This is a genomic window from Parabacteroides sp. B2-S-102, assembly GCF_023656665.1.
Taxonomy (GTDB): domain Bacteria; phylum Bacteroidota; class Bacteroidia; order Bacteroidales; family Tannerellaceae; genus Parabacteroides; species Parabacteroides distasonis.
In genome coordinates, this window is record NZ_JAMOKM010000004.1 from 15,970 (window position 1) to 40,732 (window position 24,763).

A 24,763-nucleotide genomic window follows, 5' to 3' on the forward strand; every position below is an offset into this window, starting at 1 on the left:
CCTCTAAAAACAATACGAATATGATTGAGATTCCCGAATCCGCCACCATTGGCAAACAGGCTAGCGAAACGCTAAAGGGTAAACGGATAGCGCATGTTATCGAGTCGAACAGTCCTCACCGTTTCACGTTCTATAATGGCGATCCGGCGGAATACTCCAATAGGCTGGTAGGACGAACGGTCCTAGGCGCCCAAGGCTATGGCGCATTCGTGGACATCCTTATGGACGCAGATACCCACCTCTTGATCGGAGACGGAACCAATATGCGTTATTATACCTCCGCGGAAAAGGCCCCGAAGAAATATCAGCTTATGATCGTATTCGAGGACGACTCGTTCCTAGCTTTCACGGTTTCGATGTATGGTTCCATCTACGCTTTCAAAGGCGAGTTTGACAATCCCTATTACCAAGGTAGCATCCATAAGCTATGTCCGTTGGACGAGAGATTCGATAAAGCCTATTTTATCAGTCTCATCCGGAATCTCAAGAAAGATATATCCGCGAAGGCGTTACTCGCCACCGAGCAACGTATTCCGGGCCTAGGCAACGGAGTCTGCCAAGATATCTTGTTCAATGCCCGGATCTCCCCGAAACGAAAAATATCGACTTTATCAGAAGAGGATATAGACCGCCTCTTCAACACCGTGAAATCCACGCTGGAAGAGATGACTTGCCGAGGAGGCCGGGATACGGAGAAGGATCTATACGGCGCCTTAGGCAATTACCGCACGATCCTATCGAAGAACACCTACCATGACCCTTGCCCCATCTGCGGCGAACGGATACAGAAAGAGGCTTACCTCGGAGGCAGCATTTACTATTGCCCGCATTGCCAGCGAGAAAGATAAGTAATACGCTCAAATTGACAATATGACAATATGTAATCTGAAGCCCCGGAGAATCGTTTTTTCCGGGCAAAGGTACATACTGTTACCAAATACGAGAAAAAATATCAGCAATCAATTGTATTATAACACTTTGCTTAAATATACACTTTCATTCTAGCGAGATTAATTCATCCTATCTCATATTTATGCAGGAGAAAGGCGCTTTTCATACGGATGCGTCGCCCATTTCTATAGGTTGCGTACCCTATTCCTACCGTATGTATCGCCAAACACATACGGTAGCGTTGCCTAACACTGGCTTTCGCGTTACCTAATCCCATTACTTCCGTCTCCTAATAGAGATATTCATACAAAAAAACAGGATAAAATGGATAATTTGACCATAAAACACTCCCTATTTCTTCTATTAGCAAAAAGGCCCTGTCATCATAATCCCGGATTTTCAAACAAAACGTCAAGGTTATCGCATTTTCGCTTACAACATCATTGAAGCCAACCGCAAAACAGATTGCCGCCCCCTGCTTTTGCGAGTGTTTTACAAACATAGAGTTTTGCAGGTGAGCCGTCATTCTTGATAAGTAAGAAAAAAGAAAAAGCCCTGTAATCTTTAAATTACAGAGCTTTACTTTATTTTGCTTTCTTTGAAGCGGTCCGGACGGGACTCGAACCCGCGACCCCATGCGTGACAGGCATGTATTCTAACCAGCTGAACTACCGAACCATTTTATAATCAATAATAATTTTGAAAAAGAGGCGGTCCGGACGGGACTCGAACCCGCGACCCCATGCGTGACAGGCATGTATTCTAACCAGCTGAACTACCGAACCTCTTTTCTTTTATCGCTATCTCTCTCGATTGCGGTGCAAAGGTAAGTATTATTTTTAAACCTGCAATAGCTGACGCAAAAAAATATCATATTTGATAGCAAAAATATCTGGAGAGACCTCAGAAACCACATAATTATGCCGCCCCTATCCCCTTCCCGATCACACCAGTTTATCACAAATACATTTCATTTTGGAACTTTTCAATCGCCATTCATAATTATGTAATGATAATTTGTTACTTTTGCGACTCAATATAAATGCTTAACAACAATGGACGTTGCCATTATTAAATATAATGCCGGAAACATCTACTCGGTAGATTACGCTTTGAAGCGGTTGGGCGTTACCCCGATCATCACGGCTGATCCGGAATTATTAAATAAAGCGGATAAGGTTATCTTTCCCGGAGTAGGTGAAGCTTTCACGACCATGGAGTATTTAAGGGAGCATAAATTGGATCAGGTGATCTTGAACCTAAAGCAACCGGTACTCGGGATATGCCTCGGCATGCAATTGATGTGCATGCGTTCAGAGGAGGGAAACGCGGATTGCTTGGGGATCTTCCCTACGGAAGTAAAACGTTTCATTCCGCAAAAGCATGAGGACAAGGTTCCTCACATGGGTTGGAATACCTTGACAAACGTTAAAAGCGGCCTATTCAATGAGCGATTGGAGAACAAATTTGTTTACTTCGTACATAGTTATTATGTACCTGTAAATGAATATACGGCGGCTACGACCGATTACATCCTTCCGTTCAGCGCCGCTTTACATAAGGACAACTTCTACGCGACACAGTTCCATCCGGAAAAAAGTGGATCGGTAGGAGAGGTTATATTGAAAAACTTTTTAAAGATATGATTGAGCTTATTCCCGCTATAGATATAATAGATGGCAAATGCGTCCGGTTGACGCAAGGAGATTACGCGACCAAGAAGGTTTACAACGAAGATCCTCTGGAGGTGGCCAAGATGTTCGAGGGTAACGGCATCCGGCGTTTGCATGTGGTAGATTTGGATGGAGCCCGTGAAGGACGCATCATCAACTACCGTATCCTTGAGCGGATAGCGACCCGGACTTCCTTGATCATTGATTTCGGAGGGGGCTTGAAACAAGAGGATGATCTGGAGATCGCCTTCGAAAGCGGCGCCCAGATGGTAACCGGGGGTAGTATCGCCGTGAAGAACCCGGAAATGTTCACCTCTTGGATCAGCAAGTTCGGTAGCGAGAAGATCCTATTAGGGGCCGATGCCAAGGAAAAGAAGATCGCCATCAGCGGTTGGGAGGAAACAACCAGCCAAGAGTTGATTCCTTTTATCAAAGGATATTACGACAAGGGGATTACCAAGGTGATCTGCACGGATATCGCACGGGATGGTATGCTGCAAGGCCCGGCTATCGATTTATATAAAGAGATACGGGACGAGATCCCCTTCCTTTATATCATAGCGAGTGGTGGCGTAAGCTCGATCGAGGATATTGAGAAATTATCTGAGGCTGGGATTCCCGCTGTCATTTTCGGTAAGGCCATTTATGAGGGGAAGATCCAGTTGAAAGATTTACTTCGTTTTACTTGAAATAATAAAATAGATATATGCTAGCCAAGAGAATTGTTCCCTGTCTGGATATAAAGGATGGAAAGACCGTAAAAGGCATCAACTTCGTGAACTTTCGCGACGCTGGAGACCCCGTGGAGTTGGGCGCCCAGTACAGCCGTGAAGGGGCCGACGAATTAGTGTACTTGGATATTACCGCCTCACACGAGGGGCGAAAGACTTTCACCGAGTTGGTAAAACAAGTGGCGGCCCATATCAGCATCCCTTTTACCGTGGGTGGAGGTATCAACGAATTGAAGGACGTGGATCGTTTGCTTAGCGCTGGCGCCGATAAGGTCTCGATCAACTCGGCGGCTTTACGTAACCCGGCATTAATCGAGGAGATCGCCAAGAACTTTGGTAGTCAGGTATGCGTAGTCGCTATCGACGCTAATTTTGAGAACAATGACTGGCTATGCTATCTAAACGGAGGGCGTGTCCCGACGGATAAGTATTTGTTTCAATGGGCCTCGGAAGCGGAAAGCCGTGGCGCCGGCGAGATCCTTTTCACCAGTATGACGCACGATGGCGTAAAAGACGGATACGCGAACGACGCTCTGGCTACCTTGGCCGATACGTTGCATATCCCGGTTATCGCCTCCGGTGGAGCGGGAAAGATGGAACATTTCCGGGATACGTTTTCCAACGGGAAAGCGGACGCGGCTTTAGCGGCCAGCGTTTTCCATTTCGGCGAGATACGGATAGGTGACTTGAAGCAATACCTCAAGGACGAGGGGATCAATGTAAGGATATAACACATTATATATAAAGATGAAATTAGATTTCGAGAAAATGGGCGGATTAATTCCCGCTATCGTACAAGACAACAACACTAGTAAGGTATTAATGTTGGGCTTCATGAATCAAGAAGCTTATGATGAGACAGTAAGTACGGGTAAGGTTACATTCTTTAGCCGCACGAAAAACCGTTTGTGGATGAAGGGAGAGAGTAGCGGAAATACGTTGCAAGTGGTTAGCATCACGGCGGATTGCGACAACGATACATTATTGATCAAGGCGATTCCAGCCGGACCGGTTTGTCATACGGGAGCGGATACTTGTTTCGGCGAGAAGAACGTAGAGGATATCATGTTCTTGAAATACTTGCAGAACTTCATCGAGCGTCGCCGTCAAGAAATGCCGGAAGGTTCCTATACGACTACCTTATTCCAGAAAGGCGTGAATCGTATGGCCCAGAAAGTCGGCGAAGAAGCGGTAGAGACCGTTATCGAGGCGACCAACGGAACCGAAGACGGCTTCATCTATGAGGCATCCGACTTGGTTTACCACTTAATCGTATTATTGACAAGCAAGGGACTTCGTCTGGAAGACCTCGCCCGTGAATTAAAGAAAAGACATAAAGGTTGATAAATTCTATGGAAGAAGATATTCTACTCAAATTAGAGAACGTGGAGATATGCCGTGAGGAAAACAGGGTATTACACGACGCATGCCTCACGCTTCGTAACGGAGAGTTCGTATATGTGATCGGAAAGGTAGGCTCCGGTAAAAGCAGCCTGCTCAAGTCCTTGTATTGCGAGATACCGATCTTGCGAGGCGAGGCACGTATCATGGATTACAACCTCACCAAGATGAAGCGGAAGGATATCCCTTATTTGCGTAGGAAACTAGGTATCGTCTTCCAAGATTTTCAATTGTTGACCGACCGTTCCGTCTCCAAGAATCTGGAATTCGTGCTGAAAGCCACCGGATGGAAAAAGAAAAGCGAGATCAAGGAACGGATAGACAACGTGCTCCGTCAGGTAGGCATGCAAGACAAAGGCTATAAAATGCCGCATGAGCTATCCGGCGGGGAACAACAACGTATCGTTATTGCCCGTGCCCTTCTGAACAACCCCAAATTGATACTGGCGGATGAGCCGACCGGCAACTTGGACCCGGAGACGAGCGGACAAATCGTACAACTCTTACACGACATCTGCCAGCAGGGAACGGCGGTGATTATGACCACTCATAACTATACGATCGTGCATAATTATCCTGCCCGCATAGTAAAATGCGAGAATGCCTGTCTAAGTGATGTCAGAGAATAATTTTTTTGTAACTTTGCGGTCGCATTCGATTGAAAAAGAAAACAATTTAATATAGAACAAAAGAAGATGAAAGTTTTAAAGTTTGGCGGTACTTCTGTGGGATCTGCACAGAGAATGAAAGATGTAGCGAAACTGATCACGGGAGACCGTAAGATCGTTGTATTGTCAGCCATGTCGGGTACAACCAACTCGTTAGTCGAGATTTCCGACTACCTGTACAAAAAGAACCCAGACGGAGCGAATGAGATCATCAACAAGCTTGCCATGAAATATATGGGCCATGTTGAGGAACTATACAGCACCGAGGAATATAAACAGAAGGCCAAAGAACTGATAAAATCTCATTTCGAATATATCCGTACGTTCACGAAGGATCTGTTTACCTTGTTCGAGGAAAAGGTTGTCTTGGCACAAGGAGAGTTGATCTCTACGGGTATGATGAATCTTTATTTGAACGAATGCGGCGTGAAATCCGTATTGATCCCGGCTTTGGATTATATGCGTACGGATAAGAACGCGGAACCGGACCCTGTCTATATCAAAGAGAAATTGGTGAAATTACTCGCTGATAATAAGGATGCTGATCTATACATCACACAAGGTTATATCTGCCGCAACGCTTACGGCGAGATCGATAACCTACAACGAGGTGGTAGCGACTATAGCGCATCCTTAATCGGCGCAGCTATCGGTGCGGAAGAGATCCAGATCTGGACAGACATCGACGGTATGCACAATAACGACCCTCGTATCGTACAGGGAACGTCTCCAGTCCGTCAATTGCATTTCGAGGAAGCTGCCGAATTAGCTTATTTCGGAGCCAAGATCCTTCACCCGACTTGTATATTGCCGGCTAAATTGAACAACATCCCGGTTCGTTTGTTAAATACGATGCAGCCGGACGCTCCGGGTACATTGATCTCAAACGCTATCGAAAAAGGTAAGATCAAAGCGGTCGCCGCCAAAGACAATATTACCTCTATCAAGATCAAGAGCGGACGTATGTTGCTAGCTACAGGTTTCTTGCGTAAGGTATTCGAGACTTTCGAGAACTACCAGACTCCGATCGATATGGTTACAACCTCCGAAGTGGGTGTCTCCGTTACGATCGATAACCGCAAGCATCTGGAAGAGATCGTTGACGATTTGAAGAAGTACGGAACCGTGACCGTAGACGAGGATATGGTTATCGTTTGCGTGGTTGGCGACCTAGAATGGGATAACATCGGCTTCGAGGCTTGTATCGTACAAGCTATGAAGGATGTCCCGGTCCGTATGATCTCCTACGGAGGAAGCAACTACAACGTCTCCTTGCTGATCAAGGCCTCGGACAAGCAGAGAGCGCTGCAAGCTCTAAGCGATCATTTATTTAACAACAAATAAAAACAAACGAGGGCGGCCTTTTACAGACTGCCCTTATTTATCTTTATATAATTTCGTATAATATGCTCAAAGGAACATTTCCTGTAGAAAAGTTCAAGCAGCTTTCTACGCCTTTTTATTATTATGATGTCAAGCTATTGCAAGACACATTAGACGTAGTAAAAACCGAATCCGGGAAATATGGTTACCACGTGCATTATGCCGTGAAAGCGAATGCCAATCCCCGTATCCTTTCCATCATAGCGGCAAACGGCCTTGGCGCAGACTGCGTAAGTGGCGGCGAGGTACAGGCAGCTTTAGATGCCGGTTTTCCTGCCGATAAGATTGTCTTTGCCGGTGTTGGCAAAGCGGATTGGGAGATCAACCTAGGACTGGACAATGATATTTTCTGCTTTAACGTGGAATCTGCCGTTGAGCTGGAAATCATCAATGAGCTGGCGGCCGCTAAAAATAAAGTAGCCTCTATCGCCCTTCGTATCAACCCGGAAGTGGATGCCCATACGCATGCCAAGATCACGACGGGTATGAAAGAGAATAAATTCGGTATCAACCTTAGCCAATTAGGAGGTGTACTGGATAAATTAAAGGAGATGAAGAATGTGAAGTTGATCGGTATCCATAGCCATATCGGTTCACAGATCACGGATATGTCTAGCTTCCGCAATTTGGTAATTCGTTTCAACGAGATACAGGAAGAACTGGAAGCTCATGGGGTTACAGTGGAGAACCTAAACTTCGGAGGTGGACTAGGTATCGATTACTATCACCCGAATCATTTATCGATCCCGGCTTTCGATAACTATTTCGCAGCCATTCATAAACTGCTTCAAGTACGTCCGGGTCAACAGGTACATTTTGAGCCGGGACGTTCGATCGTCGCTCAATGCGGAACATTAATCTCTAAGGTATTATATGTCAAGGAAGGAGAGACGAAGAAATTCGCTATCCTTGATGCAGGTTTCACGGAATTGATCCGCCCGGCGATGTACGACGCTTATCACCGTATCGAGAACATCAGCAGCGATGAGGCAGTAGAGACTTACGATGTAGTGGGCCCGATCTGTGAGTCATCGGATGTATTCGGTAAGGATGTAGAGTTGAATAAGGCTCATCGTGGCGACTTGATCGCCCTTCGTTCCGCCGGCGCTTATGGCGAGGTCATGGCCTCCCAATACAACTGCCGCCATTTACCGAAAGCCTATTATTCCGATACGATAAAATAATGAGCCAATTGATCAATGTGCCAATGTAAATACCTTGAGTAGCTTATTGGCACATTGGCGTATTAATCATATTGGCTCATTAATGATATTGGCACATTGGCATATTAATCACATTGGCACATTATTATGTTTCTACTCAATAATACAGAGCTTTTCCTATTGGGAATCACCTTAATAGGGTTCGTTATCTTATCTCTTTATTATCTGATCGCTTATGCCCGCCTTTTACGTGCGTCAAGACGAACGGATGATACCTTAGAGGAAGGTAATAAACTCCCCGTATCCATCATCATATACGCTAAAAATGATTCTGAGAACCTCAAGAAACACCTTCCTGCGTTACTTACACAAGATTACCCGGAATATCAGGTAGTCGTTATCAACGATGGCTCGAGCGACGATACTGACGATACGCTAAAGTTCTTTCAAAATGAGTATAAACATTTGTATCATACTTACGTCCCCTCGGACGCTCGTTACCTAAGCCGCCGTAAACTGGCGTTTACCCTAGGCGTGAAAGCGGCCAAATACGATATTCTTCTATTCACGGAGGCGAATTGCCAACCGCTCAACGATCAATGGTTATCTGCCATGGTTGGTGGATACACACCCGAGACCAGTATTGTCTTGGGCTACTGCAAATACAGCAACTACAAGGGATTCTTTCATAAGTTGATCGCCTATGATAACTTATTGACGGGTTTACGTTATCTATCTTCCGCCCTCTCCCATCACCCATATACCGGAAACGGACGAAATTTATCTTATCGGAAAGAGTTATTCTTCAAGCATAAAGGTTACTACCAATCCTTGAACTTGCATGCGGGAGACGATGACTTATTCATCAACGAAGCCTCGACCAAGGAGAATACGAAAGTAATCTACACTCCGGACAGCCTAACGGAAATGGATCAAATCGAACGTTTTGGAATCTGGAAAGAGATGAAGGTTTCCCGTGCCGCCACTCAACGGTATTACAAAGGAAGCGCCTTGACATTCTATCATCTCGAATCCACTTGTTTCTTCCTTTTCCAAGTATCGGTTATCGCTACGGTTGTGATCGGATTACAGGGCAACTGGCTAATCTCCTTGATCGCCGTATTATTATATTTGATACGTTTTATAATCAAGGCAATCGTTTTCGGCAAATCGGCTCGAATGCTTCAACAAAGCCCTACTATCGGTTGGTTATTCCTGCTGGAGTTTATTCAACCCATATTCAATGGATATGTCCGTATTTACCGGCTTTTCAGAAGTAGGAAGGATTATACGTTCCGGTTGGAGAATTAATAATGATGAGCACTCTCATAGGATATCTCTTCTTCCGCCACTTTGGGAAGTTCTTCCTCCTCTAATAGCGGGTAGGCTGGGGTAAACTTCGCATGATAGGTAGATTCCACATACGTCTTTTCCAATAAACGGACGACATTTTCTAAAGTAGCTTGCCGTTCTTTGGGTTTAAGCTGGCATTCCCAAATCACCATCGTATTCCAGCCCATCGCTCGTAATTCCTCACGTACACGGGCATCCCGGGCTTTATTCCGGTTTAGTTTCTCGGTCCACCACTCTACCCGGGTACGGGGAGGACGAAATTCAGGGCAACCCTCGTGCCCATGCCAGAAACAGCCGTTCACGAAGATAGCGGTCTTATATTTACGCAATACGATATCAGGGGTACCGGGAAGGCGCTTTACATTCACACGAAAGCGAAAGCCACAATGGAACAGGTATTTACGGACTATAATCTCGGGCTTTGTATTCTTGCCCTTAATCATAGACATGATATAGCTACGCTTTTCTTTAGAGATAAGATCTGTCATATCAATCCGGCAAAACTAGAACGTATGCCAAAGATACGGCTTTTATTCAAAACGGATACTCTTGGCCGGATCAATCTTCGTAATCAAATAGGAAGGTCCTAACATCATCAACATGGAGGCGACCAATGTCCCTATATTCAAAAGGAACAGTGAAAATAGGCTCAGATCGATAGGCACGGCATCCAAATAATAAATAGAAGGATCTAATTGGATAATGTGGAAATGAGATTGAAGCAAACAAAGAGAGATACCGATGATATTCCCCCACAACATTCCTTTGCCGATCAAGAAGAAAGAGACATACAAGAAGATCTTGCGAATACTGTTATTATTTTGTCCCAAGGCTTTTAGGATTCCGATCATATTGGTACGCTCTAAGATTATGATCAATAATCCGGAGATCATGGTAAACCCTGCGACGGAAAGCATCAGCGCCAAGATAACCACCACATTGATGTCCAGCACATCCAGCCAATTAAAGATCATCGGGTTCAACTCCTTGATCGAGCGGGCGTAGAACGTATTGCCATTTCGGTCTTGCCGTTCCGTCAGATCGAAATAAACATCCTCGGCCACTTGGTCCAAACGATCATAGTCATCCACTTGCAACTCCAGTCCGCTTACTTGATCTTTATCCCAACCGTTCAAGCGGCGTATCTGCTTAATATCAGCGATTACGAACATCTTGTCATAATCAAGGAAACCCGTCTCATAAATCCCCGTGATCGTGAACTTACGGGCACGCACGTCATCTTGCACAAAATAAGTCAGGAAAGAATCCCCTACCTTTAGTCCTAGCAGATCTGATAAATACTTGGAAATAATAACATCTGTAGAGTTCTTATCCGGTTGGATCGTAAAGATCTCGCCTTCTTTTAAATTATCCTTGAAGAAAGTCCAGTCATAATCCGTGTCCACCCCTTTCAAGACAATTCCTTGAAAATCTTGGTCAGTCTTCAAGATGCCTAGCTTCGTCGCAAATTTCTCGACATGGCGAATACCGGGGAATGCATCGAGCGCATTCAATAAAGTATCGCTAACCGCTATCGGCTGCGACTCATAGGAAGAATTACTATCGAAATTCGTGATCTGGATATGCGAGCCGAAACCGATCACTTTGTTCCGGACCTCTTTCTTAAAGCCTATCACGATCGCCACCGAAAGAATCATCACCGCCAATCCCAAGGCGATCCCGATCATGGCAATACGAACAGCGGGAGGAGTAACCTCACGGTCCCCCTCCTTACTGAAATGTATCTTTTTGGCGATAAATAGCTCTAAATTCATTTATAACATTCTTCCCGGATAAGCTTCCAACGCCTTTGATAACACCGTCAAAGCTTTCGCCAGGTCTTCCTTTTTCAAAACATAGGCCATACGAACCTCATTCTTACCAAGTCCCGGTGTTGTGTAAAAACCCGACGCCGGTGCCATCATGACCGTCTGACCCTCGTATTCAAACTCTTCCAGACACCAAGCGCAGAACTTATCGGCATCATCCACCGGAAGTTTAGCCACCGTATAGAAAGCGCCCATCGGTATGGGAGAATAAACGCCGGGAATACGGTTCAAGCCATCGATCAAGCATTTACGCCGTTCCACATACTCGTCATAAGTCTCACGGGCATACTCCTCGGAAGCATCCAAAGAAGCCTCGGCAGCGATCTGTCCGATCAAAGGCGGGCTTAAACGAGCTTGGCAGAACTTCATGACGGCACTACGCACCTCGGCATTTTTCGTAATCAACGCACCGATACGGATACCGCATTCCGAATAGCGTTTGGAGACAGAATCGATCAATACCACGTTCTGCTCGATACCTTCCAGATGACAAGCCGAGATATACGGGGAACCGGTATAGATAAACTCCCGGTATACCTCATCCGAGAAAAGATAAAGATCATATTTCTTTACGATATCCCGGATTTGATTCATCTCACGACGCGTATACAAATAACCCGTAGGATTGTTCGGGTTACAGATCAGGATCGCTTTGGTACGCTCATTGATCAACTCCTCGAATTTTTCCACTTTCGGAAGAGAAAATCCTTCCTCTATCGTAGTCGTCACTGTCCGGATCACGGCTCCTGCCGAGATAGCGAATGCCATATAATTGGCATAAGCAGGTTCCGGTACGATAATCTCATCACCCGGATTCAAGCAACTCAAGAAGGCAAACAAAACAGCCTCCGAACCACCGGTAGTGATGATAATATCGTCAGCCGTAAGATTAATATCATACTTTTTATAATATCCAACCAACTTCTCGCGATAACTGCGATATCCCTGACTAGGGCTATATTCCAACACCGTACGATCGACATTACGGATCGCATCGAGTGCCGCTCGCGGAGTGGGAAGGTCGGGCTGACCGATATTCAGGTGATACACATGAACTCCTCTCTGTTTGGCAGCATCGGCCAATGGAGCCAGCTTCCGGATCGGGGAAGCGGGCATTTCGACTCCTCTTTGTGAGATGTTGGGCATTATTATTCTATATTTATTCGTTTTTATGATGCAAAGATAGGCATTTTAGTTGACAGTTGACACCAAATTCAAGCCGTTTATGACTTGAACCGCATCACGCTCTTTACAGTCATCGACTCATCATCGGCAGTGAGGTAAGTAACCGAATAGTCCTTGCCTCCCTCCTCGACATTGACAATCACATGACCGGCATCAAACGACGAGGGGTTAAGTATATCAAGCCACGGCTGTCCGGCATCCTCGGCACGACGCTCCGCGGGAAACACGGTAGGACACACGATGCGCTCGCCGGGATAAAGATTCCGGTTATAAAAACGCTCCATGACCGAGGGCAGCGTATGAAGCTGATCCCACACGTTGTTGACAACTACACGCGGACGCAACGCAGCCACGAGCTTATCAGTCATTGACTTGTGTCCGTGGTGATTGATTTTCGCCACACTCACCGGCTCAACCACGTCGGCTATCGCATCCTCTATCTCGAATCTCTTTCCATTAGGCAACTCCCAGCCATCAGAGAAGTCTCCCGCCGTATAGAATTTGAAATCGCCGTAGGTAAAGATCATGCCCAGGCTCATTCCGTTTTCACTGAACTTAACCGGATTGGATTTCTTGCGCTCCGCATAGAGGTCACGTATATTCCCCTCCTTATCGGCAATGCGGCCGTTGGCACAGATATTTCTTACCGAGAATCCCGGATATGCCGTAGCGTCTTTCTTCATGGCGATCTGGTTGGTTTCGCCAAGACAGAACTTCTCAATCTCCATCTTCTTATGAGCCAACATATAGTCGTAAAAATCCTTCATGTGCTCAAAAGCATCGGCTGCCTCCTGGGTCAAAGGAAGAGGATCGTTGTAGTCGGGCCAGCAACGGTCAAAAGCCTTGCCAAACGTAAGGTACTCGGCAGCCTGAGAGAATCCACTTAGGTAGTAATCCTTACCATCCCTCGTCTCCTTACGAGCGTAGAATTTATTGTTGCCACCGTGATCTGAATGATAGTGCGTCAACATCATATAATCAACATAATCCTTCTGAGGGTTCACTCTCCGGACATAGCGTGAGATCCACTCCCCGGCATGCCGATCGGGATTGGGAAGCACCGGCACAGCCAATTTACCGCGCCCAACCGCATTATGATCACCACAATCAAGCAGCATCGTTGTACCGTCGGGGAAAATCAAGAACATCGATTCCGACACCCCGGTATAAATCAGATGAATCTGGAACTGCCCCTTTTTCCATCCTTTCCATGCTTTTCCTACTTCAGCATCCTTAGCGCCCCACGCCAAAGCCTCCCTGAAATCCATCAAACAAGCAGCGCTCATAAGCGTAGCATTCTTCAAAAAACCTCTTCTATCCATCATTCAAAACCGATATTAATATTAGCCTACCCACAAATATACGGAATAATTCTTAATTCTATTAAATACCCGGCCGTGGCGAATCCTTGCTAGCGTGCATCGTAGAAACAAAGGCATTCGGATCGATCTCTTTCACCTCATCTTTCAAGCGGGGCATATCTTTTCGTTCAGCGATCGTGAATATAATCTCAGTCTCATTTCCCTGATACATTCCCTTACCGTGAATAAAAGTACCCCTCATACCCATTTTATCGACTATCAAGGTCTTCAACTCCTGTGTCTTACGAGAGACAATGAAGACGGCACGGTTCGGATTCTCCGTCTGGAACATCTCCACGATTTTTCCATATACGAAAATAGTAAACCAAGAATACAAAGGTACCGCCCAATCCTTAAATACGATCAAGCCCAACAATACGACCGCGGAATCCAATACGATGATCATATTGCTGACCTTCAAGTTGGAGTCATTAGCAATCACACGTGCCAATACATCCGTACCGGCACTCGTACTTTGCGCCCGGAAAATACAAGTCACACCCAATCCTAAAATAGCTCCACCGTAAAAGGCGGCGATAAAGGCATCGTTCTCCACCAATGGATCGGTAAGGAAATAAGATAATGAGTCGGTAAATATAGAGATCAGCAAGAAAGTAACGATCGTCTTCGGGCCGGAAGACAATCCGATCTTTTTCATCGCCAAAATCATCAACGGGATATTGAAGCAAAGCGCCGTCGCACCCATCGGCAAACCATCCGGGAAGAACGGGAACAAATCTTTCGTCACATAGTGGATTACGATAGAGATACCATACACACCTCCCGGTACGATTTTGTAAGGCGCTAGGAAAAGCACGTAACTAAGTGCCTGCAAAAATGAACCTACCACGATTAAGGAGTAGTCCATTACATTTCTCTTCAAAGTAGCATTAGAAGGGACTAAAAGTTTTTGTGTTGTCATGACTCGAATTAAGCGTTATTTGTAAAACGCCGCAAACTTACACAATCTTCTTCGATTTATACGCAAGCCTCAAAAAAAAGTATCCCCACTATTTACCTTTTGACAGGAAATAGTGGGGGACACACTCTTATATAGTATAAATTACTTACTTGCGTTATCCGCTAAGTACACTTCCGGGAACGTATTAACACCCAGCGTACGGTTGTTATTGTTCGTGATGTTCAATAAAGTAACATACTTACGATATTGATCCGGGCTCAAAGCCTTCTTCATCAACTTCAAGTTACCGTAAACCGCCTGATACATCTTCTTGTCCTGCAATTTAGCGCTAGCTTTTACGCTCGCGTTCTGCATCTCGATAAAATATTCATTGATATTAGCGACCTCGTCCAACTGGCTCGGAGTCAATTGCAAATAGTTCGCTAACTTCTCTGTACTTACCACAAACGGTTCTCTACTCAAACTCGGTTTCTGAGCGAAGCTCATTGTCGCACACATCAATAAGGCTGCGACTGCCATTCCAAAACGTTTCATAATACCTAAAAACCTTAAATTGTTAAACCTAAACAAAAACCTTAAAAACACATAGCCCAATCACATTGGCTTAATTACTTCTCAGCCAAATAGCTGTCCAAAAGCGGATTAGAAACCTTATCTTCCTGATTAGCGCGAGTCACATTAATCAACGCTACATATTTACGATATTGATCTTTAGTCAATGCACGTTTCATCAGTTTCAAATTACACAACAATGCGTTGCGAGTTTCTTCCGGTCTTGCGTTATTGCAAAGCGCTTCCGCAGACAGGGGTTGACCTAATTGATTCTCGAAGTAAGTATTAATCTCTGACACTTCAGCGATCTGGTTTGCGTCAAGCTGCAAATATCTGCTTAGCTTATCGAAACTCATACTCTTTGAATCACTAACCTTTTGAGCAAAGCTCATTGTCGCTACCATCATTAAAGCGACTACCATCATACCTAAACGTCTCATAATACCTAAAATTTAAACCTAAACTAAGACCTTAACTAATAAATGCGGCGTTTCCGCATCTTCTATCTTTCTCTTTTTGTTACTGCAAATATAACAGTATGTTTTATAACATTGTTCTTCAATACGGTTAATTTTTGCAAACAATTGACGTTATTGATATATATCAAGGCATATAGCAATCATTTTGTAACACATATTACGATAAACACTATCTATTTCATCATAGACACCGTTTATAAACAAACAAAAGCCTAGATATATTCTTATACAAGCCTAGCTGTATTCTTATACGATACCGTATCTATTCTATAATCTCCGTCGTGGATTATACAAACCACAGCGTGGTCTATAAAAACCACGACATGATCTATACAGACCACGACATGGTTTATAGAATAGATACAGTCACAAGATACTTTTTATGCAATAGCTTGATACTTTACATCTATCCTTTACTTATTTATCGGCTAGATAAACATCGGGGAAGGAAAGCCCGCTCATCATCCGGTTATTATTGTTCGTTACGTTGATCAAAGCCACGTATTTCCGATATTGATCGGTGCTTAACGCCTTTTTCATCAACTTTAAGTTGCCAAATACGGCTTGCCGCATCCGTTTATCCCGCATTTTATGACTTCCCCTCAAGCCCTCGCTTTGCTTTTCCCTAAAATAATCGTTGATCATCGCTACCTCATTAATCTGGCTGGGACGTAATTCCAGATAGCTTACCAATTGGCCCACATTGACTACAAACGGTTCTTTATGTAAGCTCGATTCCTGCGCAAAACTCATTGTCACACTTACCAACAAGGCTGACATAGCCATTACTAAACGTTTCATACTACCTATTCCTTTCATTTGTTAAACCTTAAAAACCTATTTCTCTGTGATCTTTGATACAAATATAGGGTGAGGTTTCCCGCTAGAAAAGGAAGAATCGACGAAGTACGCCATGGGGTTAGACGAAACCGGGAATCGAAATGTATGAATCAATATCTTCTGTATTTACAGTCCAAGTCAAACAATTGAAAGCTCCTCCATATTCTTCAACAATAGGTGCAATAATGATTTGATGGATTCGTCCTTTATAATCGGGATATAACCTCTCTATCTGCCCCATGGCTTCATTGTCAGAATCTGTTCCTAATCCGGGTACTATGATGAAATCTTTTGTGCGAAGCAAATTAACATAGGCCCAGTTATTCTTTTCATCATGCGTGAAAATCAATTCATGAGTATCAAATACATCATTCAAGAGTTTTCTCATTTCTTTAGCGATATTCTTAGGATAAAGAGAAAAATATGCCATGATAGAAGGTTTGGACGATAACCCATTAATAAAATTAACAATTCCATCTGTGTGTCCGCATTCATCGCTAGTATCCCATGGTAGCCATACTATTCTTGCACCCAAATCTTTTTCCAACATAGAAGTAATTTCCGCCTTTGAGAAATCAGGATTCTCTATAAGAACCTTTTCAGTCATTACGACCCAAGTCTCTTCGTTGATATTATTACATACAACTATATTCCCTCCATCAACAAGCAACTTTGACTTTGAGATCTTAGGAGTAAAATCAGTGATATGCTTTACCGTATCATTCGGATTCGTTTTATACTTCCTTAAATCAGTCAAATAATCCGGATCATATTGGAACTGCACGAACTCATTGCTTCCAACTTGAATCGGCATGAAATCTCTACACCAATAATCTTTGGTATAGGTCAATCTGCCTGCCGAATAACCATAGATTGATAGGACATTACATATCTCCTTCCATATTGGCGGATAGTTCAAGGCTAACAAATTGGAGAAATATACTTTATTCTTTTGATTCTCTGACAGTACCATATCGTAAGAGTTATCTATTCCAAGGTTTTATCGAATAAGTATTTACAACTGATTTCCTCGTGCTGGGATTATATCGTTTCAGTTCAGCATCTTCAAAGCCCCACTTTCCACTTTTGTGCATATATTTTTTGTTGTAAAAACAATATGGTGCATTCTTCATAGAACTTCCCACAGGAACATTATGCCGTATTGCTGTTTCCAACTCGACCTGAGTATCTTTTTCTTCTCCATAAGTCAATTTCGAAAACACATTTTCTGAACCTCCCATATAGTTTATGAGTGCATAACAGCAATCCCAAGGACCAGTTACTACCGACTGCTCTTTACCTTCAATTCGTAACAATGAACGAATCAATATGCCACCATAGCCATTATCGGATTTGAAGCAAAGATCCATACCGCTAGCATGTACCAAGTATTGCGCAGGCTGAGTATTATTACGTGGGTAGACAAAAGGCACTTCTTTTTTTCCCTCATTATCAAGCTTGTTATCTTTATGGGCTTCACTCCAAAAGTAAAATTCAACTTCAAGGAATTTGTACTTTACGGCTTCGCCTTGTTTGATAAAGCAATGCTCGAATAATTCAGTCGCAATATCCGCAAATATTTTTTGAGCATTATCCTCATTGACATTCCCAATTGTAAATAGACTATTAATTTTATCCATATTTTATGATTTAAGTTCCACATTTAGATCAAGAAATCAGCTTATTCCTCTCGTACGAGGCTTTTACCAAGCGGATATAGACGAATAAGGAAAGAAGGCAACAAACCGCCCCGACTCCGTAGGCGGTAGCCAGATTGGTATGGGTAGCGATAAAGCCGGCGGACAGCATCCCGATCCCCATCCCGAAATCGAAAGAGGTCAAGTAGGTAGAAGTGGCCGTACCGCGCATATGGTGCGGAGCGACATTCACGAAAAGACATTGAAAAGCCGGTACACTCACGCCAAAACCGATACCGATCGCCAAGGCGCAAGCGAAAAAGACAAATGATGTATGTACGGTAGCGAACACGGAAAACGAGATCGCTAAAGAAACCAAGGATACGATGGACACGACATGGATCTTGCCATGGTCCACCAACCGCCCGGAAATCAAACGGGCCGTCCCTACACCGATCGCCATACATATAAAGAAATAGCCTGGGTTCGGCACCTCGATCTCTTTGCCATATAATACCACGAACGAGAGCAACATCCCATAAGGTATAGCGACCAGCAAATAGGCCAAGGCCGCAGGAAGCGCTTTTACCAAGATAAAACGATCCAACGAGAAGGCCGGACGAGGCACTTTCTCCCGTTTCGGATAACGGATCAGCCCGACGGAGCCGATCCCGACCAACGCAATCACCAAAGCGACCCCTATGATCCAGAAGAAACCATGCCGATCGTACAGCCCGACCGCCACCAAAGGAGCCAAAGACATGGCGAGATTGATCGTCAATCCGTAAAAGCCCATGCCTTCTCCCCTTCGCTTGGAAGGGATTACGTCTATCGTAATCGTATTGCCGGAAACAGAGGTCAGTCCCATGAACCCGCCTTGGATGAAACGAACCGCCATGATCGTATAGACCGTCATCGCAAACCAATAACCGGCAAACAGACAGGCGAATATCGTGAAGGCGAATACATATAACGGTTTGCGGGAGAAACAATCTACCAGATATCCCGAGAACGGGCGCACGCACAGCAAGCCGATCGTATAGCTAGACAAGACCATCCCCACCTCAGACGTGCTGATGCCCAATTCCTCTACCAGATAGACCGGCATAGTAGGCATCAACATATAAAAGGCGAAATTCATCAAGAAGTAAGAGATACAACATTGGACGAAATTCCGGTTCCAAAGTACAGGTTTAGTCTCGCTCATTCCTCTTTATTACTTATGCCAGCTCGCTCAACTCCAGCCAGCGCATCGTTTTCTCATCGATCTCTTCCATGACTTGGGTGATCCGTTGAGATTTAGCCATGAGCTCGTCCGTAGACAAAGTACCACTGCTCATGGCGGTCTCCAACTCCGCCTTCTCCGCCTCCAAAGCCGGTATCTCCTCCTCTAGGGCCTCGAACTCTTTCCGCTCCTTGAAAGTGAGTTTTTTCTTTTGCTCATTGACAGGACGAGACGGTTTCTCCGGAGCCGGGTTTTGTCTCGCTTGCAAAGCAGCCTCCGCCTCTTTTTCCAGTTGGTCTTGCACATCTTTCCAATCCCGGTACTGCGTATAGTTGCCGGGGAAATCCTTGATATCGGCGTTACCCCGGAAAACCAGCAGGTGATCTACCACCTTATCCATAAAGTAACGGTCGTGGGAAACAACGATAGCGCACCCCTTGAAGTTACGAAGGTATTCCTCCAATACGTTCAAGGTCACGATATCCAGATCATTGGTCGGCTCATCGAGCACCAAGAAGTTCGGGCTACGCATCAATACCGTACATAAATAGAGACGACGCTTCTCGCCACCGCTCAATTTATAAACGTAATTATGCTGTTTCTCCGGCGTGAACAGGAAATAGTTCAAGAACTGGGACACTCCCATCTTCTGTCCGTTACCCAAATCCACGTATTCGGCGATCGCCTGCACCACGTCGATCACTTTCATTTGCTCATCGAACTTCAAGCCATCTTGACTATAATAGCCAAAGCGAACGGTCTCGCCCACATCGAAATGGCCGCTATCAGGAGCCACCTCCCCCATCAGCATCTTGATAAAGGTAGATTTGCCAGTACCGTTATTCCCGACAATACCCATCTTCTCGTAACGGGCGAAAATATAGTTGAAATCCTCCGTAATCTTCAAATCACCGAAACGTTTGCTTACATTCACCGCCTCGAAAATCTTCGAACCAATGTAAGAAGCCTTCACGTCCAAGTTCACCTTTCCAGTATCCCGTTGTTGCTTCGCTTTCTTTTCCAGCTCATAAAAGGCATCGATACGGTACTTCGCTTTCGTGCCCCGTGCCTGCGGCTGGCGGCGCATCCAATCCAGTTCCGTACGGAGAAGATTCTTCGCACGCTCCACGTCGGCGTTCATCGCCTCGACACGCTCTTGGCGTTTCTCCAGATAATAACTATAATTACCTTTATACGAATAGATTTGTTTATTATCGATCTCGATGATCTCACTACAAACACGATCCAAGAAGTAACGGTCGTGCGTCACCATCAAGATACTGATATTGGCCCGGCTCAGATAATCTTCCAGCCACTCGGTCATTTCCAGATCCAAATGGTTCGTCGGCTCATCCAAGATAATCAATTCAGGGTCCGTGATCAAGACATTCGCCAAGGCTACCCGTTTCAACTGTCCTCCAGACAATTCCCCGATCTTCTGATTGAAGTTATGAATCTTCAACTGCCCGAGGATTTGTTTCGCTTTCTGCTCATAATCCCACGCCTTGAAGCTATCCATACGGGTAAGGATGTCCTCCAGATTCGAGTGATCCTCTTTCGCCATCGCCTCCTCGTACTCAGCGATCAACCGGACAGTCTCGTTCTTCGAGTGGAAGCAAGCCTGTAGCACGGTCAGTTCTTCCGGGTAGGAAGGTGATTGCTCCAAATACCCGACCCGCAAGTCTTTCCGGAAAACCACCTCACCCGAGTCGTAATCCTCCTTACCACCGATAATATTCAATAAGGTAGTCTTACCCGTCCCGTTTTTAGCGATCAACCCGATCTTCTGTCCTTGCGCGACTCCGAACGTTATATCCTCGAAAAGAACCAAATCACCGAAGCTCTTGGTCAGCTTATCTATCTGAAGGTAACTTATCATGTTTTCTTATTTAAATTCAAATCGGAAGGCAAACTTACACAAAATCCTCGAATTTTAAGCTTTTCTCCGTACCTTTGGTGGAAGAATAAGAAAAACACCATGAATGTTAGAATAGATGAAAGTTGGAGAAAACGTCTGCAAGAAGAATTTGACAAGCCTTATTTCGAGCAATTGGTGACATTTGTCAAAAACGAATATAAGCAAGCGCACGTACTTCCTCCCGGGCCCCAGATATTCCATATATTTAACGCATGCCCGTTTGAGAAGGTAAAAGTCGTTATCTTGGGACAAGACCCCTATCCAAATCCGGGGCAATACTATGGGATCTGCTTCTCGGTACCCGATGGCGTGGCGATTCCCGGTTCCTTGATGAATATATTCAAAGAAATCTACGATGATCTTGGGAAACCGATTCCTTCCTCCGGGAATTTGGATCGTTGGGTAAGCCAAGGCGTATTTCCGATGAATTCCGTCCTCACGGTCCGTGCCCACCAAACAGGCTCGCACCGGAACAGGGGATGGGAAACGTTCACGGATGCCGTTATCAAGAAATTAAGCGACGAACGGGAAAATCTGGTATTCATGTTATGGGGAAGTTACGCCAAAGCCAAGATCTCCCTCATCAATACGAGCCGACATTTGGTCCTAACGACCGTACATCCATCTCCCCGCTCCGCCGAATATGGTTTCTTCGGTTGTAAGCATTTCAGTAAGGCTAATGATTTCTTACGGGGTAAAGGCATCCCGGAAATCGATTGGTAAGAATAAATCAACCTAAATCAATCGCATATGGATATTCAAACGTTTATCGACAACTATCAGGAGACATTCTCCGGCAAAGCGGAATTACCGATCGCTTTCTGGTATTCCGATACTCTATCGGGAGAATTAAGGAAGACGCAAGGTTGCCTGTTTAAAGCGCTTCCCGCCATAAGGAACGGGGAGATTATCAGCATGAGCGGAGAAAGCATCGGTTGCGGAGGTGGGAAATTCTATACCGGATTCACTCCCATGCCGGAACATGTACCTAATTTCGTTTCCTTGAAAGAACGATATAAGCAAACACCGGAGATGGTTCTGGAAGGCATCAAGAAGATAGATGTACAAAGGGCTACCAAGCAATATATCCATTTCGCGAGAATCGACCGGCTTACTTCCTTCGAGGATGTGGAAGGGCTTTTGTTCCTCGCTACCCCGGATATCCTGTCCGGCTTGGTCACGTGGGCATTTTTCGACAATAACTCGCCCGAGGCCATCTCCACGCCTTTTGGCTCGGGATGTAGCGCAACCATTACGCAAGCCGTCAATGAGAACCGGCGTGGCGGGCACCGTGCTTTCCTTGGCTTCTTCGATCCCTCGGCCCGCCCTTATGTGGAAAGCAACGTATTGAGTTTCACGATCCCGATGTCTCGCTTCAAGGAGATGTGCGAGACGATGCGTATGTGTAGCCTCGATACGCACGCATGGGGCAAGATAAAAGCGAGAATCGATGAAGGCTGATTTTTACACGGAAGTTTACAACATCGTAAAGGAAATACCGGAGGGAAATGTGGTTACCTACGGGCAGTTAGCCAAACTCGCCCGGAGGCCACAATGTTCCCGCATGGTAGGGCAAGCCATGTTCAACGCCCCGAGAGAGCTGAACTTGCCTTGCCACAGGGTAGTAAACAGCCAAGGGAGATTGGCTCCCAATTGGACGGAACAAAGGGAACTGCTGGAAAAAGAAGGCATCGCTTTCAAAAAGAACGGGTGCGTGGATTTAAAGAAGCATATTTGGGCGGAGATATTGCCCATTATTTAAGATACGTCACGCCATCACAAAGCTCATTATCCCCAAAAAGCATATCAACGCCATTATCAATATAGATAACAAGGTGATTATTTTCCTGTGAGCATATTTTATCGAGACATACAATATCCCGATAAACAACAACACGTATAGTATCGCCTCCGGATAACCCAGCATTTGATACATATAGGGTATTTTCGTATATATGTATCCTTCAAAGGATCCCATTGTCGGCCCAATGGTTGATAGCAAGGACAATCCTAGGATTATTACGCCTAATTTCATTAAGCCGTTCTTTTCCTCAAAAAACACCTTCCGTAAAGGCAATAACACCAAAGCCAACAGTATCCCGCGAAATATCTGCAGAACAGGCCCTAACACCACGATTGGCTCATCGACCGGCTTCATAAATGAGGATATCACATCGGTAGCGAACAAATCCCGATAGTTCATCACCAAAAGGGCAAATACCCCCGCGACAAATCTTGTCAGTTTTTCTCATAACGACAGACTAAATTATCAAAGAACAAAAATTACGGATTATAGATTAAACATTAAGATGAACAAGAACATGAAATCAATTATCAGTTTCTTTAAATTCACCCCGACCGAGGCCGCCGGGATCAAGCCTTTGGTGGAGAACCATTTCCTGCTATTCTGGTTATATAATATAATGGATCTCATCCCTTCACGATAATAAAGAAAAAGTATATGAAACATCTAATTTTATTTATAGCTTTGCTAGTATCAAACGGACTAGCAATCGCGAGAACGACAATGAGTGATCAACTTTCAAAAACAACAAGAATGAATACCCAAAGTGAAATTTATTTTGCCGGTGGATGTTTCTGGGGAACAGAACATTTCATGAAGCAAATCGATGGCGTTACGAATACCCGAGTAGGTTACGCGAACGGGAAGATGAGTATCAAAAACCCGACTTACGAACAAGTGTGTAACGATAATACCGGATTCGCCGAGACAGTGGAAGTTAGCTACGATCCGCGACAAGCCGATTTGAAGTTATTGATCGAACTATTCTTCAAGACGATAGATCCGACAAGTATCAACCGGCAAGGCAACGATATCGGATCACAGTATCGTACCGGCATCTATTATACGAATACGGACGATCTGCCGATCATCAAAGAGACCGTGGAGGCATTGGCCAAGAATTATACCAAGCCCATCGTCGTAGAGATTCAGCCATTAAGTAATTTCTATCCGGCAGAAGACTATCATCAGGATTATTTAGATAAACACCCGGACGGTTATTGCCACATAAGCCCGGATCTATTCGATTTCGCCCGAAAGGCTAATAAGGGGAAAGCCTCGAACAAGCCTGTATCGCAAAAGAAATTCCAGAAACCGGATGATCAGACATTGCGCTCTAAACTCACCGCCGAACAATATGCGGTAACACAGCAAAACGCTACGGAAAGAGCTTTCAAGAATGAATATTGGAATGAAAAGCGTGAAGGCATCTACGTAGATATCACGACTGGGGAACCTTTGTTTATCTCTACCGATAAGTTTGATTCGGGTTGCGGATGGCCTAGTTTCTCCAAGCCGATAGACAAGAGCTTGGTGATGGAAAAAACGGATCTTTCCCACGGGATGAAACGGATTGAGATACGCAGCAAAACAGGAGATGCACATCTAGGGCACGTTTTTAATGATGGCCCAGCCGACAAAGGTGGGTTACGATACTGCATCAACAGCGCGTCATTAAGATTTATCCCTAAAGCAAAGATGGAAGAAGAGGGATATGCCGACTATCTCCCACTCCTATAAAAACAAAT

General features: G+C 44.8%; 26 protein-coding genes and 2 tRNA genes. 14 read left to right on the forward strand and 14 right to left on the reverse strand.

All coding sequences use genetic code 11. The features are described 5' to 3' along the window. Window positions 1-20 precede the first annotated feature (20 nt). Window positions 21-848 carry a DNA-formamidopyrimidine glycosylase family protein gene (locus tag NBH07_RS06915; protein ID WP_009018141.1) on the forward strand — a complete coding sequence of 276 codons (828 nt, stop codon included), beginning with the start codon at window positions 21-23 and terminating at the stop codon, window positions 846-848. Window positions 849-1,495: 647 nt separating this feature from the next. On the opposite strand, the gene NBH07_RS06920 is transcribed toward NBH07_RS06915, so the two are convergent. Next, window positions 1,496-1,569 (reverse strand) — tRNA-Asp (locus NBH07_RS06920). A gap of 33 nt (window positions 1,570-1,602) precedes the next feature. Next, window positions 1,603-1,676, reverse strand: a tRNA-Asp gene (locus tag NBH07_RS06925). A gap of 270 nt (window positions 1,677-1,946) precedes the next feature. Here NBH07_RS06925 and hisH point away from each other — a divergent pair. The 8 genes from hisH to NBH07_RS06965 all read left to right on the forward strand — a co-directional run bounded on the left by hisH (window position 1,947) and on the right by NBH07_RS06965 (window position 9,221). Next, complete coding sequence (gene hisH, locus NBH07_RS06930; RefSeq protein WP_008780097.1) at window positions 1,947-2,537, forward strand: imidazole glycerol phosphate synthase subunit HisH; 591 nt, start codon at window positions 1,947-1,949, stop codon at window positions 2,535-2,537. Next, on the forward strand, window positions 2,534-3,253 hold the full coding sequence (gene hisA / locus NBH07_RS06935) for a 1-(5-phosphoribosyl)-5-[(5-phosphoribosylamino)methylideneamino]imidazole-4-carboxamide isomerase (protein ID WP_009018139.1): 720 nt from the start codon (window positions 2,534-2,536) through the stop codon (window positions 3,251-3,253). The genes hisH and hisA overlap by 4 nt, the downstream gene beginning before the upstream one ends. 17 nt (window positions 3,254-3,270) lie before the next feature. Next, complete coding sequence (hisF, locus tag NBH07_RS06940; RefSeq protein ID WP_005854556.1) at window positions 3,271-4,026, forward strand: imidazole glycerol phosphate synthase subunit HisF; 756 nt, start codon at window positions 3,271-3,273, stop codon at window positions 4,024-4,026. 16 nt (window positions 4,027-4,042) lie between these two features. After that, on the forward strand, window positions 4,043-4,639 hold the full coding sequence (gene hisIE / locus NBH07_RS06945; protein WP_005854554.1) for a bifunctional phosphoribosyl-AMP cyclohydrolase/phosphoribosyl-ATP diphosphatase HisIE: 597 nt from the start codon (window positions 4,043-4,045) through the stop codon (window positions 4,637-4,639). Between the two features lie 8 nt (window positions 4,640-4,647). Then, window positions 4,648-5,325 carry a cell division ATP-binding protein FtsE gene (locus tag NBH07_RS06950; protein WP_005854551.1) on the forward strand — a complete coding sequence of 226 codons (678 nt, stop codon included), beginning with the start codon at window positions 4,648-4,650 and terminating at the stop codon, window positions 5,323-5,325. 66 nt (window positions 5,326-5,391) lie between these two features. Beyond that, a complete protein-coding gene (locus NBH07_RS06955) occupies window positions 5,392-6,708 on the forward strand; it encodes an aspartate kinase (RefSeq protein WP_009018138.1) in 1,317 nt (438 codons plus the stop codon). A gap of 62 nt (window positions 6,709-6,770) precedes the next feature. Then, a complete protein-coding gene (gene lysA, locus NBH07_RS06960; protein WP_009018137.1) occupies window positions 6,771-7,931 on the forward strand; it encodes a diaminopimelate decarboxylase in 1,161 nt (386 codons plus the stop codon). A 126-nt stretch (window positions 7,932-8,057) separates the two neighbouring features. Then, entirely contained in the window at window positions 8,058-9,221 is a 1,164-nt protein-coding gene (locus NBH07_RS06965; RefSeq protein WP_009018136.1) for a glycosyltransferase, read from the forward strand. Here the strand turns inward: NBH07_RS06965 and NBH07_RS06970 are convergent. The 12 genes from NBH07_RS06970 to NBH07_RS07025 form a co-directional block, all read right to left on the reverse strand. Beyond that, window positions 9,218-9,751, reverse strand: a complete 534-nt coding sequence (locus tag NBH07_RS06970) for a very short patch repair endonuclease (protein ID WP_008780092.1) — start codon at window positions 9,749-9,751, stop codon at window positions 9,218-9,220. The two genes, NBH07_RS06965 and NBH07_RS06970, sit on opposite strands and share 4 nt — an antisense overlap. A gap of 42 nt (window positions 9,752-9,793) precedes the next feature. After that, complete coding sequence (locus NBH07_RS06975) at window positions 9,794-11,038, reverse strand: ABC transporter permease (protein WP_009018135.1); 1,245 nt, start codon at window positions 11,036-11,038, stop codon at window positions 9,794-9,796. Next, window positions 11,039-12,238, reverse strand: coding sequence for a pyridoxal phosphate-dependent aminotransferase (locus NBH07_RS06980; protein ID WP_005854538.1), 1,200 nt, complete (start codon window positions 12,236-12,238; stop codon window positions 11,039-11,041). A gap of 77 nt (window positions 12,239-12,315) precedes the next feature. Next, complete coding sequence (locus tag NBH07_RS06985; RefSeq protein WP_250833491.1) at window positions 12,316-13,602, reverse strand: MBL fold metallo-hydrolase; 1,287 nt, start codon at window positions 13,600-13,602, stop codon at window positions 12,316-12,318. 58 nt (window positions 13,603-13,660) lie between these two features. Next, window positions 13,661-14,560: a YitT family protein gene (locus tag NBH07_RS06990; RefSeq protein ID WP_008780090.1), complete on the reverse strand. Its 900-nt coding sequence runs from the start codon at window positions 14,558-14,560 to the stop codon at window positions 13,661-13,663. Between the two features lie 141 nt (window positions 14,561-14,701). Further along, complete coding sequence (locus NBH07_RS06995) at window positions 14,702-15,094, reverse strand: hypothetical protein (RefSeq protein WP_005854532.1); 393 nt, start codon at window positions 15,092-15,094, stop codon at window positions 14,702-14,704. A 74-nt stretch (window positions 15,095-15,168) separates the two neighbouring features. Then, on the reverse strand, window positions 15,169-15,552 hold the full coding sequence (locus NBH07_RS07000) for a hypothetical protein (protein ID WP_005854530.1): 384 nt from the start codon (window positions 15,550-15,552) through the stop codon (window positions 15,169-15,171). A gap of 456 nt (window positions 15,553-16,008) precedes the next feature. Beyond that, window positions 16,009-16,392, reverse strand: coding sequence for a hypothetical protein (locus tag NBH07_RS07005; RefSeq protein WP_036631086.1), 384 nt, complete (start codon window positions 16,390-16,392; stop codon window positions 16,009-16,011). Window positions 16,393-16,510: 118 nt separating this feature from the next. Continuing rightward, window positions 16,511-17,404: an agmatine deiminase family protein gene (locus NBH07_RS07010; RefSeq protein WP_036631028.1), complete on the reverse strand. Its 894-nt coding sequence runs from the start codon at window positions 17,402-17,404 to the stop codon at window positions 16,511-16,513. 10 nt (window positions 17,405-17,414) lie between these two features. After that, window positions 17,415-18,071, reverse strand: coding sequence for a hypothetical protein (locus NBH07_RS07015; protein ID WP_036613185.1), 657 nt, complete (start codon window positions 18,069-18,071; stop codon window positions 17,415-17,417). A gap of 28 nt (window positions 18,072-18,099) precedes the next feature. After that, on the reverse strand, window positions 18,100-19,275 hold the full coding sequence (locus NBH07_RS07020) for an MFS transporter (protein WP_005854524.1): 1,176 nt from the start codon (window positions 19,273-19,275) through the stop codon (window positions 18,100-18,102). A gap of 13 nt (window positions 19,276-19,288) precedes the next feature. Further along, window positions 19,289-21,172 (reverse strand): ABC-F family ATP-binding cassette domain-containing protein, encoded by a 1,884-nt coding sequence (locus tag NBH07_RS07025; protein ID WP_121956323.1) that lies wholly within the window; start codon window positions 21,170-21,172, stop codon window positions 19,289-19,291. Window positions 21,173-21,271: 99 nt separating this feature from the next. On the opposite strand from NBH07_RS07025, the gene ung reads away from it, so the two are divergent. The 5 genes from ung (at window position 21,272) to msrB (ending at window position 24,755) form a co-directional block, all read left to right on the forward strand. Beyond that, window positions 21,272-21,934, forward strand: a complete 663-nt coding sequence (gene ung / locus NBH07_RS07030; protein ID WP_009018129.1) for a uracil-DNA glycosylase — start codon at window positions 21,272-21,274, stop codon at window positions 21,932-21,934. A 27-nt stretch (window positions 21,935-21,961) separates the two neighbouring features. Then, a complete protein-coding gene (locus NBH07_RS07035) occupies window positions 21,962-22,672 on the forward strand; it encodes a DUF169 domain-containing protein (protein ID WP_005854517.1) in 711 nt (236 codons plus the stop codon). Beyond that, on the forward strand, window positions 22,662-22,973 hold the full coding sequence (locus tag NBH07_RS07040) for an MGMT family protein (RefSeq protein WP_005854515.1): 312 nt from the start codon (window positions 22,662-22,664) through the stop codon (window positions 22,971-22,973). Before NBH07_RS07035 ends, NBH07_RS07040 begins: the two co-directional genes overlap by 11 nt. 559 nt (window positions 22,974-23,532) lie before the next feature. Further along, complete coding sequence (locus tag NBH07_RS07045) at window positions 23,533-23,658, forward strand: DUF417 family protein (protein WP_197730312.1); 126 nt, start codon at window positions 23,533-23,535, stop codon at window positions 23,656-23,658. 14 nt (window positions 23,659-23,672) lie between these two features. Beyond that, the gene (gene msrB / locus NBH07_RS07050) at window positions 23,673-24,755 is read left to right on the forward strand and encodes a peptide-methionine (R)-S-oxide reductase MsrB (RefSeq protein WP_009018127.1); all 1,083 of its coding nucleotides are present in this window, start codon (window positions 23,673-23,675) and stop codon (window positions 24,753-24,755) included. Window positions 24,756-24,763 lie beyond the last annotated feature (8 nt).

Excerpts from the sequence above, each read along its gene's own strand:
- NBH07_RS06915 (WP_009018141.1), top strand. The coding sequence starts at position 21 with ATGATTGAGATTCCCGAATCCGCCACCATTGGCAAACAGGCTAGCGAA.
- hisH (WP_008780097.1), top strand. The coding sequence starts at position 1,947 with ATGGACGTTGCCATTATTAAATATAATGCCGGAAACATCTACTCGGTA.
- hisA (WP_009018139.1), top strand. The coding sequence starts at position 2,534 with ATGATTGAGCTTATTCCCGCTATAGATATAATAGATGGCAAATGCGTC.
- hisF (WP_005854556.1), top strand. The coding sequence starts at position 3,271 with ATGCTAGCCAAGAGAATTGTTCCCTGTCTGGATATAAAGGATGGAAAG.
- hisIE (WP_005854554.1), top strand. The coding sequence starts at position 4,043 with ATGAAATTAGATTTCGAGAAAATGGGCGGATTAATTCCCGCTATCGTA.
- NBH07_RS06950 (WP_005854551.1), top strand. The coding sequence starts at position 4,648 with ATGGAAGAAGATATTCTACTCAAATTAGAGAACGTGGAGATATGCCGT.
- NBH07_RS06955 (WP_009018138.1), top strand. The coding sequence starts at position 5,392 with ATGAAAGTTTTAAAGTTTGGCGGTACTTCTGTGGGATCTGCACAGAGA.
- lysA (WP_009018137.1), top strand. The coding sequence starts at position 6,771 with ATGCTCAAAGGAACATTTCCTGTAGAAAAGTTCAAGCAGCTTTCTACG.
- NBH07_RS06965 (WP_009018136.1), top strand. The coding sequence starts at position 8,058 with ATGTTTCTACTCAATAATACAGAGCTTTTCCTATTGGGAATCACCTTA.
- NBH07_RS06970 (WP_008780092.1), bottom strand. The coding sequence starts at position 9,751 with ATGACAGATCTTATCTCTAAAGAAAAGCGTAGCTATATCATGTCTATG.
- NBH07_RS06975 (WP_009018135.1), bottom strand. The coding sequence starts at position 11,038 with ATGAATTTAGAGCTATTTATCGCCAAAAAGATACATTTCAGTAAGGAG.
- NBH07_RS06980 (WP_005854538.1), bottom strand. The coding sequence starts at position 12,238 with ATGCCCAACATCTCACAAAGAGGAGTCGAAATGCCCGCTTCCCCGATC.
- NBH07_RS06985 (WP_250833491.1), bottom strand. The coding sequence starts at position 13,602 with ATGATGGATAGAAGAGGTTTTTTGAAGAATGCTACGCTTATGAGCGCT.
- NBH07_RS06990 (WP_008780090.1), bottom strand. The coding sequence starts at position 14,560 with ATGACAACACAAAAACTTTTAGTCCCTTCTAATGCTACTTTGAAGAGA.
- NBH07_RS06995 (WP_005854532.1), bottom strand. The coding sequence starts at position 15,094 with ATGAAACGTTTTGGAATGGCAGTCGCAGCCTTATTGATGTGTGCGACA.
- NBH07_RS07000 (WP_005854530.1), bottom strand. The coding sequence starts at position 15,552 with ATGAGACGTTTAGGTATGATGGTAGTCGCTTTAATGATGGTAGCGACA.
- NBH07_RS07005 (WP_036631086.1), bottom strand. The coding sequence starts at position 16,392 with ATGAAACGTTTAGTAATGGCTATGTCAGCCTTGTTGGTAAGTGTGACA.
- NBH07_RS07010 (WP_036631028.1), bottom strand. The coding sequence starts at position 17,404 with ATGGTACTGTCAGAGAATCAAAAGAATAAAGTATATTTCTCCAATTTG.
- NBH07_RS07015 (WP_036613185.1), bottom strand. The coding sequence starts at position 18,071 with ATGGATAAAATTAATAGTCTATTTACAATTGGGAATGTCAATGAGGAT.
- NBH07_RS07020 (WP_005854524.1), bottom strand. The coding sequence starts at position 19,275 with ATGAGCGAGACTAAACCTGTACTTTGGAACCGGAATTTCGTCCAATGT.
- NBH07_RS07025 (WP_121956323.1), bottom strand. The coding sequence starts at position 21,172 with ATGATAAGTTACCTTCAGATAGATAAGCTGACCAAGAGCTTCGGTGAT.
- ung (WP_009018129.1), top strand. The coding sequence starts at position 21,272 with ATGAATGTTAGAATAGATGAAAGTTGGAGAAAACGTCTGCAAGAAGAA.
- NBH07_RS07035 (WP_005854517.1), top strand. The coding sequence starts at position 21,962 with ATGGATATTCAAACGTTTATCGACAACTATCAGGAGACATTCTCCGGC.
- NBH07_RS07040 (WP_005854515.1), top strand. The coding sequence starts at position 22,662 with ATGAAGGCTGATTTTTACACGGAAGTTTACAACATCGTAAAGGAAATA.
- NBH07_RS07045 (WP_197730312.1), top strand. The coding sequence starts at position 23,533 with ATGAAATCAATTATCAGTTTCTTTAAATTCACCCCGACCGAGGCCGCC.
- msrB (WP_009018127.1), top strand. The coding sequence starts at position 23,673 with ATGAAACATCTAATTTTATTTATAGCTTTGCTAGTATCAAACGGACTA.